The sequence below is a fragment of the Marinobacter sp. F4216 genome, from assembly GCF_019931195.1.
GTDB classification, from domain to species: Bacteria; Pseudomonadota; Gammaproteobacteria; order Pseudomonadales; family Oleiphilaceae; genus Marinobacter; species Marinobacter suaedae.
Map to the genome: position 1 here is coordinate 54589 of NZ_JAIOUO010000005.1, position 12133 is coordinate 66721.

The 12133-nt window shown below is 55.5% G+C and carries 7 protein-coding genes; 3 read left to right on the forward strand and 4 right to left on the reverse strand.

All coding sequences use genetic code 11. The features are described 5' to 3' along the window. Window positions 1–2: 2 nt before the first annotated feature. Both K8I84_RS12105 and K8I84_RS12110 read right to left on the reverse strand, forming a co-directional pair. Window positions 3–179 carry a DUF3012 domain-containing protein gene (locus K8I84_RS12105; protein WP_223795033.1) on the reverse strand — a complete coding sequence of 59 codons (177 nt, stop codon included), beginning with the start codon at window positions 177–179 and terminating at the stop codon, window positions 3–5. Window positions 180–214: 35 nt separating this feature from the next. After that, window positions 215–1276: a PLP-dependent cysteine synthase family protein gene (locus tag K8I84_RS12110; RefSeq protein ID WP_317848215.1), complete on the reverse strand. Its 1062-nt coding sequence runs from the start codon at window positions 1274–1276 to the stop codon at window positions 215–217. A gap of 242 nt (window positions 1277–1518) precedes the next feature. On the opposite strand from K8I84_RS12110, the gene K8I84_RS12115 reads away from it, so the two are divergent. The 3 genes from K8I84_RS12115 to K8I84_RS12125 all read left to right on the forward strand — a co-directional run bounded on the left by K8I84_RS12115 (window position 1519) and on the right by K8I84_RS12125 (window position 8142). Then, window positions 1519–4134, forward strand: coding sequence for an EAL domain-containing protein (locus K8I84_RS12115; RefSeq protein ID WP_411722678.1), 2616 nt, complete (start codon window positions 1519–1521; stop codon window positions 4132–4134). 183 nt (window positions 4135–4317) lie between these two features. Next, window positions 4318–7299 carry an EAL domain-containing protein gene (locus K8I84_RS12120; protein ID WP_223795035.1) on the forward strand — a complete coding sequence of 994 codons (2982 nt, stop codon included), beginning with the start codon at window positions 4318–4320 and terminating at the stop codon, window positions 7297–7299. A 171-nt stretch (window positions 7300–7470) separates the two neighbouring features. Next, entirely contained in the window at window positions 7471–8142 is a 672-nt protein-coding gene (locus K8I84_RS12125) for a DUF3047 domain-containing protein (protein WP_411722679.1), read from the forward strand. A 73-nt stretch (window positions 8143–8215) separates the two neighbouring features. Here K8I84_RS12125 and K8I84_RS12130 read toward each other — a convergent pair whose 3' ends face one another. Together K8I84_RS12130 and K8I84_RS12135 are read right to left on the reverse strand one after the other, a co-directional pair. Next, a complete protein-coding gene (locus K8I84_RS12130) occupies window positions 8216–11254 on the reverse strand; it encodes an EAL domain-containing protein (protein ID WP_223795036.1) in 3039 nt (1012 codons plus the stop codon). Between the two features lie 15 nt (window positions 11255–11269). Next, window positions 11270–12133 (reverse strand): cadherin-like domain-containing protein (locus tag K8I84_RS12135; protein WP_223795037.1); only part of this gene is annotated, 864 nt, incomplete at its 5' end.

Below are 12133 nucleotides of genomic sequence, written 5' to 3' on the forward strand. Positions count from 1 at the left end.
GATCAGTCCTCGGAACGGAACAGGCAGTTCTTGGCATACTCTTTTGCGTCGTTGGCCGTCCACTCACCCTTGGGTGTTTCATCCATATCTTCACACCAGGCGGTGCTGCCGACTTCAGGCGAACACCCGGTGAGCAGGAAAAGTGCAGCGACCAGACTGACAGACAGATAATTTTTCACGGATTGGTTCCCGGTTTAGCGTGTAAATTTCAGAGTTAGGATGTCAGAACGCCGGTTTCAAAAAAGCGTTCCAACTGTTTTTGGTAGGGCCTGGTATCGAAGCCGTTGTTCGCAAGCCAGTGCTCGTTGTAGTAGGTATCCAGGTAGCGTTCGCCGCCATCGCAGATCATCGATACCACGCTGCCGGACTCATTCCGGGCAACCATCTCGGAAATAATCTGGAACGCCGCATACACGTTGGTGCCGGTGGAACCACCGCACCGGCGGCCCAGCATCTTCTCCAGCTCATGGATGGTCGCGAACGCGGCTGAATCGGGTACTTTGCTCATGCGGTCGATGACCGATGACACGAAGGATGGCTCGACGCGGGGTCGACCAATGCCCTCGATCATGGAACGCCGTTGAGTCGTCAGGTTCGAGTCACCGCTCTGATAGTAATCGAAAAACACAGAATTGTCCGGGTCTGCCACACACAGCCGGGTTGGGTGGCACTGGTAACGAATGTACCGACCAATGGTGGCCGACGTTCCACCGGTGCCGGCGCTGACCACAATCCAGTCCGGCACCGGGTGCGGTTCGGCACTCATCTGCTGGAAAATCGACTCGGCAATGTTGTTGTTCCCACGCCAGTCCGTCGCCCGCTCGGCAAAGGTGAACTGGTCCATGTAGTGGCCCTTCAACTCCTGCGCCAGCCGGGCCGCCTCGGAATAGATGTCGCAGGCCTCCACCAGGTGGCACTTGCCGCCGTAAAAAGCGATCTTGTCGATTTTTTCCTGCGAGGTCCCCCTGGGAATCACGGCAATAAACGGCAGGCCGAGCAGCTTGGCGAAATAGGCCTCGGAAATGGCGGTACTGCCGGACGACGCCTCGATGATCGGCGTGCCCTCGTGAATCTGGCCATTGCACAGGCCGTAGAGGAAGAGCGATCGGGCCAGGCGGTGCTTGAGGCTGCCGGTCGGATGGGTGGATTCGTCCTTGAGGTACAGGGTGATATCCCCGCACGCCGGCAAATCCAGCTTCAGCAGATGGGTATCGGAGGAGCGGCGAAAATCCGCTTCGATGGCGGCAATCGCCTGATTGATCCAGTTCTGTCCCACAATCGCTCCTCGTCGGCACGGTCGAATTGCCGAAAAGTACCACATGCCGGGCCCTGGCGGGCACCGAGACACATTTTTATACATAAAGCCGATTCCGGACCAACCATCCCGGCGTTAGCATGAAGAAAACACAAGTCACAACAACAAGTATCCATGGGACAAGGTGATCCTCGTCAGACCGGACAGAAACCCACGCTTTCCCCGTGTCTGTCCCGAATCGTTTTGACGTCGAAACCGGCTATATGATCGTGACAAAGTCTTCGGCACTTCGTTTTGTTTTCCTGCTTCTCGGCGCGCTGATCTGCCAACCAGCGCTGGCCGACGCCGAAGCCGTGATCGTCTCGTCAAGCGGCCAAATCGAACCGTATTTCGACGTCTGGGAAAACCCGAACGGCGAGGCAACGCTCGAAGAGGTCATGGCCCTGGACGACAGCCAGTGGCGGCATGTACCAGAGGGCAGCGCCACCTTTGGGATCACCCAGTCAGCCTACTGGCTCCGATTCTCTGTTCAAAACCAAACAGCACAGACGCTCAACCTGGTGGCCGAACTCGGCTACTCCCAGTTGGACGATGTCATTTTCCATGTGATCTCAAATGGCGATCCGATCCGGGAAGTGCGCACGGGTGATCGGCGCCCGTTCCATCCCCGGGAAATCGATCACCCGAACATGCTGTTGCGGTTCACTCTCAGCCCGGACGAATCCAAAACCCTGTATGTACGTGTGCAGACCGAAGGCTCGCTGGTCGTTCCACTGGACCTCTGGCACGAGCACGAATTCTTCGGTTCCGCCTCCGCGGAGCAAAAGCTGCACTTTTTCTACTACGGCTGTCTCTCGGTCATCATTCTTATCAACCTGGCGGTGTTCCTGACCCTCAGAGAGAAGCTCTACCTGTACTACGCCCTCGCGATCAGCGGGTATCTGCTGTTCTTTGCCTCAATAAAAGGGTTCAGTTTCCAGGTGCTTTACCCGGATTTCCCGGCCTTACACGCCCGAATGCTGTTACTGTCCATGCCAGTCCTCGGACTGTTTTCCCTCCTGTTTTGTCGGGAATTCCTGAAGACAAAGGAACACAGCCCGCGCCTGGATTTTGCCATTCGCCTGTTGATCTTCGTTGAAACACTGAATTTTGTTACGGCGCTGTTTGCCGGATACAACTGGGCAATCCTCAATTTCAGCATCGTTGCCATCATCTTTTTCGGCTTGCTGTTTGTTGCTGGCCCTGTCTCATGGGCCGAGGGTGTCCGCGCTGGCAAGTTCTTCACCCTCGCCTGGACACCCCTGACCCTCGGCGTACTGGCCACTGCGGGACGGGCCATGGGCTTTCTGCCGGTAAACTTCCTGACCGAACACGCCATGCAGATTGGCTCCGGACTGGAGGCCTTTATCCTGACCCTCGCCCTGGCCGATCGCCTGTATCTGGAGCGAAAAGATCGCTATGAAGCCCAGGAAAACAGTCTGCGCAAGGAGAAGGCCCGCAACCTCGCCCAGCAAAGACTGACCGAGGCTATGACCCACGATCCGGTCACCGGGCTGCCAAACCGAAACCGTTTCGAGCGAATGGCCAATCAGGTCATCAGCCAGAACCCGGACGACGAGTACATAGTCGGCATTGTCCGTATTACCCGCATGGAAGAGATCCACCGCACCCTCGGGCTGGCCCGGAGTGAGCGGTTAATGAAAATGCTTGCCCAGCAGATGACGGAACTGGCCAGGGAACTGCCCATGGTCCGCTGCCGGAAAGACGATCAGGGCCGCACCGAATGCGTTTACCAGCTATCCGGCGACTGCCTGGGGCTGTTGATTGATGCGACGGCGGTCACCGATCAGTTTGCCGGCATGAACAAGGCCATCCAACTGCTGTCAGAACCGGTAACCATTGATCACCTGGCGATTGAGCTGGACCCAACATTCGGCGCAGCCCACTACCCTTACCACGGCGATTCTGCCGCCCTGCTGATTCGCAATGCCCACATTGGCATGGAGAATGCGCCAAGAGGGGTAATGGCTACCGGCGTGTATTCCCCCCAGCACGATATCTACAGCGAAAGCCGGCTGACTCTGATGTCTGACCTGAAGGAAGCCCTTCAGCGGGATCAGACCTGCCTGCATTACCAGCCCAAGATGTGCCTGAGAACCGGCCGCGTGGTGGGACTGGAAGCGCTCGTGCGCTGGCACCACCCGGAAAGGGGCTGGGTCTTCCCATCCGACTTCATTCCGCTGGCAGAAGAAACCGGAGTAATCACCCAGCTGACCCGCTGGGCCGTGGAGCGTGGGCTAAAGGATCTGGCTGCGCTGGCGGGGGACTACCCCGACCTGGAGCTGTCCATCAATATTTCCGCCCGGGACCTGACGGATAAGGGACTGGTGCAATCCATTCAGGCAGCGTTGAGCCAACACGGCATCCGCCCGAACCAGCTCACGCTGGAACTGACGGAAACCGCCGCGATGGAAGACCCGGAAACCGGATTCAAGGCCCTGCAGGCACTGGCCGAAGCTGGCTTACAAATATCAATCGATGATTTCGGCAGCGGTTACTCGTCGCTGTCGTACCTGAAACAATTGCCAGCTTCCGAAATAAAACTGGATCGCTCCCTGATCATCGACATCCTTGAAAGCGACAGCTCCCGCGTGATCGTGGAGACCGCCGTCAACATGGTCCACGGCCTTGGCTATGCGGTGATTGCAGAAGGTGTGGAAAACGAGGACGCAGCACAGTTGCTGAGAGAGCTGAACTGCGACCGCCTGCAGGGTTACTGGCTGAGTAAACCGCTCCCCCTGGCAGAGCTTCAGGACTGGCTTCTGGTGCAAAACTTCCCATCCAAACTGCTGCCACAACCGACTGCAACCGAGGCTTGAGCGGAAAGGCTACCCCCGGCTTTGCGGACTCACGTCTGAAGACCAAAGAGCGTCAACCCGATCACACGCCCTCAGAAAGCCAACTGGCCTGGCGCCAATGAGCACTGTTTCGTATTTATGTAGTAAATACAGACTTATACTCGACAACGATGGACTAATAACGATAAAGAAAGGATGCCGCTGATGTATTTGCGCGCCTGTTTTTTCCGGGGCTTTCGGATCGCCCGCCCATGTGCAATGCTGCTGGCGCTGATCGCCCTGGCACTCCCGACGAGCCCGGCGTTCGGGGACGCCTTGCTGGTCAGCCACCTGCCAGAGGATAGAGGGCTGTCTCTGGCGCCGTACCTGATCTACCAGACCGACGACCATCGGATGCTCACCCCCGATCAGGTTCGCGACATGAACCGGGGCTGGCAAAACCACTCCAGCGAACACCTCAACCTTGGTTTCATCAAGGATTCCGTCTGGGTTCGATTCCAGCTGGCAAATAATTCCAAAACCACCCGGGACCTGTACCTGGACATCGACTATGCGCTGCTCGACGATGTCCAGCTGTCTATGTACAACGCCGACACCGGCAAGCTTGTAAAGACCATGCAGGCCGGTGACCAATGGGGCTTCAACGAGCGTCCCATTCTGTTTCCCAACTTCGTGTTCCCGATCTCCATGGCCCCCGGGCAAGACTATGTCGTAGTGATGAAAATCCGGAGCACGTCCTCCATGCAGGCGCCCATTTCGCTCTGGCATCCCGATGCGCTGGCTACGAACAAATACAGCGAAGCCCTGTTTTTCGGCGGCCTGATCGGAATGATTGCCATCATGGCGCTCTATAACCTGTTTCTGTGGGTCTCCATTCGTGAGCACGCCTACCTTTTCTACGCCATTTGCCTGATCGGCTACAGCTTTATTGAAGCCATTCTGACCGGTGTCGCCTACAGCTACCTCTGGCCCGACTCTCCCGGGTGGAACCACATCAGTCTGGTAGTGTCCGGAGGCTCTGCCCTGGCCGCCCTGGCCCTGTTCACTCATCGGTTCCTCCGACTGCAGGAACGGGCTCCGGCGCTTGGCAAACTGTTCTATCTGTACAGCGCGCTGTGTCTTCTGACCGCCGCCTCGGGCTTCGTGCTGCCCTACCAGGTGGCTATTCACCTGGCGATTGCGGTACTGGTACTCGTGCCCCTGTCCACCTATGCCGCCAGTCTCTACTTCTGGCTCAAAAAGGGCCTGAAAGATGCCCGCTACTTCGTGACAGCATTCACCCTGTTTACCCTCTTCACCATGGTGTTCATCCTTGGTAAGACTGGCGTCTTGCCCCGAAACTGGCTGACCGAGTACTCCATTCACTTTGGCGCCATCTCAGTGGTTGCCCTGCTCTCCTTTGCACTGGCCGACCGGATTAACCGGGAAAAAACCGCACGGGAAGAGGCCCAGAAAGAAGCGATTGCCCACCTGGAACGTTATCGGGTTATCCATGACGAGTCCCTGGAAGGCCGGTTCTGCGTCGATCGTGTGGGTCGGTTCCTGTCGGCGAACCCGGCACTGGCCCGCATCTTTGGCGCGGAAAGTCCTGAAGACCTTCTGCACCGGGGTGCCAATAACCTGAAGCTTATTCCAGCCCGCCGTAAAAAGTGGGAAGAAGGTTTGGATCTGGTAAACCGTGAGGGCAAATTGCAGGGATTCGAGTGTGAGGCAAGGCGTCTAAACGGCGAACTCTTCTGGGTGTCGATCCACGGGCGCGTGGTGAAAGACCCGGATACCAATCGGCCGGTGTTTGAAGGCTCACTGGTGGACATCACCGAGAAGAAATCCAGCGAGCGACAGCTCAACTACCTCGCCAACCACGACCCCCTGACCGGTCTGGTCAATCGCCTGGGTTTCGAGAAGCGTCTGGAAAGCGCCATCGAGAGCGCCAAGACAACCCGGCGAAGCCACGCCCTGCTGATGATGGATCTGGATCAGTTCAAGATCGTCAACGATACCTGCGGCCATGGCGCCGGCGACCAGCTGCTCAAACAGATCTCTGCACTGTTCCGGAAATACGTCCGCGCCACCGACTCCCTGGCCCGACTGGGGGGGGATGAGTTCGCGCTTCTGCTGGAAAAAACCGCCGTAGAAAACGCCACCACTCTTGCCCAACGGCTTCGTCGGGACGTGGGCGACTATCGATTTACCTGGCAGGGCAAGGTGTTCAGCGTCGGCATCAGCATTGGCGTGGTATCCATCAATGAAGAAACCGGTACCCTGGCCGAGCTGGTCAGCCTCGCGGACACCGCCTGCTACGCCGCCAAAGACGGCGGACGCAATCAGGTGGTGGTGCATGACGAAAACCGCGGCGACATCGCCCAGCGCCAGACCGAGATGGAGACGGTCACGGTCATTCGCGAAGCGATCCGTAACAACAACCTGATCCTGTTCCACCAGAAGGTATCGCCCATTCGGGGCAGTCAGGAGGGCGTGCGCTACGAGGTGCTTGTCAGAATGCAGAAAGATGGCCGCCTGATTTTGCCGGGCGCCTTCCTGCCTGCGGCTGAACGGTACAACATGATCCTGGAGCTGGACCGCTGGGTTATCCAGACGTATCTCAGATGGTTGTCGGAACACCCAAAGCATCTGCAGCAGCTGACACAGGCGAACATTAACCTGAGCGCTCAGTCCGTCGGTTCGGCGGACCTGGGACCGTTTATTATTGAGGCCTTCAATCGCTACGGGATACCGGCCCATAAGATCTGCTTCGAGATCACCGAAAGCGCCGCCGTGGCCAGTGTCAACGAGACCCAGAACCTGATTACCACATTGCGGGCCATTGGCTGCAGGTTTGCCCTGGATGATTTTGGCAGTGGTTTCGCTTCCTATGGCCACCTGAAAAACCTGCCTGTCCATTGCCTGAAGATTGATGGCTGTTTTATTCGCGAGATGGCCACGGACGAAGTCGACTACCAGATGGTTCGTGCCATGACCGAAGTGGCCCACGCTATGGGATTGGAAGTGGTCGCAGAGTACGTGGAAAACGCGAGCATCATGGCTCGCCTGATTGAGCTGAACGTGGACTACGTCCAGGGTTGGCACACCCACGAGCCGACATTGCTGGTGGATTCTCCCAGCCGGTCACAGGCGAAGAAACGAACGGACGTGACCAGCATCGAACTGACCCCGCGGACGGTGTAACAACCGCATCAGGGGCGTGGCGATAAGTGGCTCGCAGGTGTAATTTTTTCCGAGTTGGCAAGTCTCCTGTGTACCATGGGTATTCAAAAGGAGATCGCTTTGGGAACATCGAACCGAACACGTCATTGGACAACGGCCAGCCTGATCGTCGCGCTTGGCATCGCCAGCCCCCTGTGGGCCTGTGAAAATCCGATTCCGCCGTTTTCCGGTCTGGACTCTCTGTCAGACAGTTCCGGCTGGGAAGCGCTAGAGTTCCCGAAGATTGACCGGCTTTCCGAGTATCAACTGGTGCTGGAGGACGGAAACCGGGTGGTTCAGGCGACAACCAGCGGCAGCGCTTCGGGCCTGATTACCCGGCTGGATATTCAACCCGGCGATTCACTGATCCTTCGCTGGCGCTGGAAGGTGTCCAACGTGTTTGAGGGTGGCAATGCCAAGGCCAAATCCGGTGACGATTACCCCGCCAGGATCTATGTCGCGTTTGAGTTCGAGGAAGACAAAGCGGGATTTTTTGAACGGGCCAAGCGCTCGGCCGTGGAAGTTCTTTTCGGAGAGACCCTGCCCGGCAATGCCCTGAATTACATCTGGGCTAACCGATTACCGGTGGATGAAGTTGTGCCCAATCCCTACACAGACCAGACCATGATGGTGGCGGTGAACTCCGGTGCAGATCAGGTGGGAGAATGGGTCACGGTGGAGCAGGATATTGTGGCGGATTACCGGCAAGCATTCGGCGAGGCACCGCCACCTCTGGTAGGCATCGCCATCATGTCAGACTCGGACAATACGGGGGAATCGGCAATGGCATGGTACGGGGATCTACAGCTGGAGGGTTGCGAGTAAGCGCGACTGACATTGCTCAGGAGCCCACCCAATGCCAGCCATTGGGTGGATCCAGTGCGGGCTCCGAGCCAGATTAACTTACGCTTTTCTCTGAATGGTTATTCAGAACACCTATCATGCCAGAAGCTGCGGTATGCCCATCCGCCAAGTTCCGGTGACGGGCGTCGTTATCAACCACCAGCCGGCGAATACTTGAAGACTGAGCCATCAATGCATCCATGGCCTCTTTTGGCACCGGTCTGCTCAACAAATAGCCTTGAACTTCATCGCAATGGAGATCCTGCAAGAAGCGCAGTTGCTCTTCCGTTTCCACGCCTTCTGCCACCACTCGAATATCCAGGCTATGGCCCATGGCAATAATTGCACTCACTATCGCCGCATCATTTGCATCGTGAAGAATGTCCGCAATAAACGAGCGATCAATTTTTACCATGCTGATTGGAAACCGTTTAAGGTAATTGAGCGATGAATATCCGATGCCAAAATCATCCAAAGAAATTTTCATTCCGGCAGAACTGAGTTTTTTCAGCACGACCTCTACATCATCCATGCTATGCATGAAGGCTGTTTCTGTTATCTCTAATTCAAGCGCTCTGACTGGTAAGACAAACTCCTCCAGGATGGCAAGGATTTGTTCCGCCAGATCCGGGCTCCTGAGTTCAGAGGGAGATATATTGACGGCAACAGGCATTGTGCCGAAACCGGCTTTTTGCCAGAAGCGGATTTGCCGGCATACAGCACGGATAACCCAGCGGTCCAACATCTTGATCAACCCAGCCTGCTCGGCTGCGGGAATAAACTCGTCAGGCGGAATGAGCCCCTTTAAAGGATGGTGCCACCGCACCAAGGCTTCCATGCTTCTGATCTTTCCGGTTATCAGGTCAATCTTGGGTTGGTAGTAGACGGTTAACTCGTCCTGCTTCAAGGCCCGATGTAGGTCGGCTTCCAACTGAATTTGCTTCGTGGCGAGCTGATTGATCTCTTCTGCGTAGAACCGGAAGTTGTTGCTGCCATGGGCCTTCCTGCTTGAACGCATGGCACCACTGGCGTTTCTGAGCAATGATTCCGCACCATCACCATCTTGAGGGAACAGGCTTATGCCCACGTCCATGTTCAAATAGATCTCATTACTTTCAACCGTAATCGGCTGTTCAAACTCCAAAAATATACGTTTTAATACACTGGTAACGATTTCAGGCCTTTGCAGATCAGTCAACACAAGCGCGATTTCATTACCACCCAGCCGGGAAACAGTAAAAAACAGCTCTCCCTGTGAATAAAGGGAGACGGTATCGGTGGATCTTAACGTCTGCTTCAAGCGGATAAGAACCTGGTCGGCTAATTTGTCTGTTGCCGCAAAACCCAACGAGTCCTTTACACGCTCCAACGTATCAACATGCATTAACAGCACAGCAATCTGGCTTCCATCCCGCCGGGCCCGGTTGATACCTTGATCAATACGATCCTGAAGTAAGGCAATACTGGAATGAGCACTCGGGCTGGTGCCACCTTCTCCTGCGCCCGCTTTTGCCGTGAGTTCCAAAGCAGTTCCGCTATCAATCAACAAGTCCTCGTGCGGAGGCAAGGTCGCTGAGTTCGCGCTACCTACAACCTTAGCCCAGGACCAACAAATCACACGGTTTCGCCCATTCCCCTTTGCGACATACAGTGCTTTATCAGCTTGCGCCAATAAGTCCGTAGCACTTGAAGCACCGTTCGACAGCGCGGCAACCCCAAAACTTGAGGTGATTTGCAATTCACTATGAATCTCGGAGGTATCCCAAGCTTCGACGGCAGAGCGCATTTGCTCGGCAATTTGAACAGCCGCTTTGATGCCCGTTTCTGGAAGAACGACGACAAACTCCTCACCACCAAATCTTCCGATCAGATCGCCGGAACGCGAACACTCTGTCAGGATGTGGGTGAGCAATTTGATCACCTCATCACCAACCGGATGTCCATACCGGTCATTGACCAGTTTGAAGTGATCGATATCGACCATGATGCAGCTGAACTCACTACCCTCCCGACGGGCCTCGTCGAACAGGAGGCCCATATGGTGAGTTAAAGAACGCCGATTCAGTGCACCGGTCAGTGGGTCACGGGAAGCGAGCCACTGGAGCTCCTGATTCTGCCGTGATATCTCGCTTTGACTGTTTTCCAGCTCCTTTAATGCACGATTCAGTGCCTCATTCTTCGCTTCCACTTCGGTGATGTCATCGAAGGTAATCAATACCCCTCGAACCTTCCCTTCGGTGGCACTAATTGGCGAGGCGTTGACGGTAAAGATAAACACTTCATCAAGGCCGTTTTTCAGCTTCATGGTGACACTGCCCGGTAAAACCTCACCAGCCAGTACCGTCACCCAGGGCCGCTCAAATTCCTCACTCTCCGGGCCATGCCCCTCCCACTGGAAATCCGCAACGGCCTTGCCCAGCAACTCGTTGGGATTCAGACGGATTTTTTCTGAAAATGTTGAATTCGCAAATACAATAAATCCCCTGTCATCCAGGATCAGGAGCCCCTCAGACAAGGTATCCAAAGCCCTGCTTACCCGCTCGGGTATGACCGCATCGGGGTTCAGTTCGCGCAATGCCCGCTTCAAAAACAGCAGGTAAACCAGAAACCCGCCCAGTGAAACAAACAGAACAATACCTAGGTAAGAATTTTTCAGAGAAAGCAGGCCGCCGGCGCCATGCAAGTCAGCAAAAACAATTTCAACATTGCCCCAGCGCAGCTGTCCTTTAAACAGAGGCACCAGAACCTGTGTGGTCGTTGATTTATCGCCGGTTTTCAGGCTCCAGTGTTGCTCATGATCACCAAACTCGGCGAGCAACTCGCTATTGTTTTTACGAACAGCGATTGAACTGACGATGTCATTCCGATCAACCACCGATTGCAGAATCTGATCAATGGTTTTTACACGCCCATTGGAGATTTCGTTCGATACCTGAATGGCTAGCGATTCAGCCACCAGTTTCCTGGATTCAATCTGGGCATGCCTGGTATCAGGAATCAAACCAAGCACATCGGCGACGAGGAGTATTGAAACTGTCAGCAGCGTCAGGCTGAAGCTGATTCGGATCAAAGGGGACTTGAAGAATCGTTTCATAAATAATTACCCGCCCTACCGGCTGGAGTCCTCCTCTGAAAAAATCTGTTCGACCTCGCTCTCAACATCTTGGGCATCCTTCTCCGGCTTTTCCCGATCGTCCCGTCCAAGAACAGGAATAGGGTCAATCTGTCGCCACAGTGGCGCGACAGACATAAACCCGGCAATTAATGATCCGGTCCTGAGCACCCAGCTGATAACACCTACAGAAAGCCCCGCAGTTGCACCCAGTAAAACCTCCGCTCTTATCCTCTCCTGACTGGCTGTTGCCGCGACCGCATCATCAAGGTCTCGCTTCATTTCACTGAGCCCATCAGAAAAGGACGGGTTTTCCATTATCGAGATCAGATCATCAATCTCATTTTTATCAGGTTCGAAAGGCGCCAGATCCAGATTCAGCAGATCAATTGATTTAGGAGGAACAGGTTTAGAGATCTGGGTCTCGTATTGGTAAACCTCGGGCGCAGCAGACTCCGTAGCCAGTGCTTGCACGAGTAGTTCATCATCAATCGGTGCCAACTGTTCCTCGACAGCTGGTGCAGTTTCCTCGGTCTGTCCAATCTCTGGCTCCGGCTCAGGTTCTGGCTCCGTTTCTGACTCCGGTTCAGGTTCAGGTTCAGGTTCAGGTTCAGGTTCTGGCTCCGGCTCTGGTTCAGGTTCGGGCGTTACTACTGGCTCACTAATAACAGTGTCGTTGACCGGGTTGATGGTGATGGCGACCGTCTGGGTCGCGCTCTCACCACTATCCGCATCGGTCACCGTGTAGGTAAAACTGTCGGTGCCGTGATAGTCGGCCGCCGGGGTGTAGGTGAAGCTGCCGTCGGTGTTGAGCGTCAGGCTGCCGTTGCTGACGTCGGTCGCCAGCGCGTAACTCAGCGT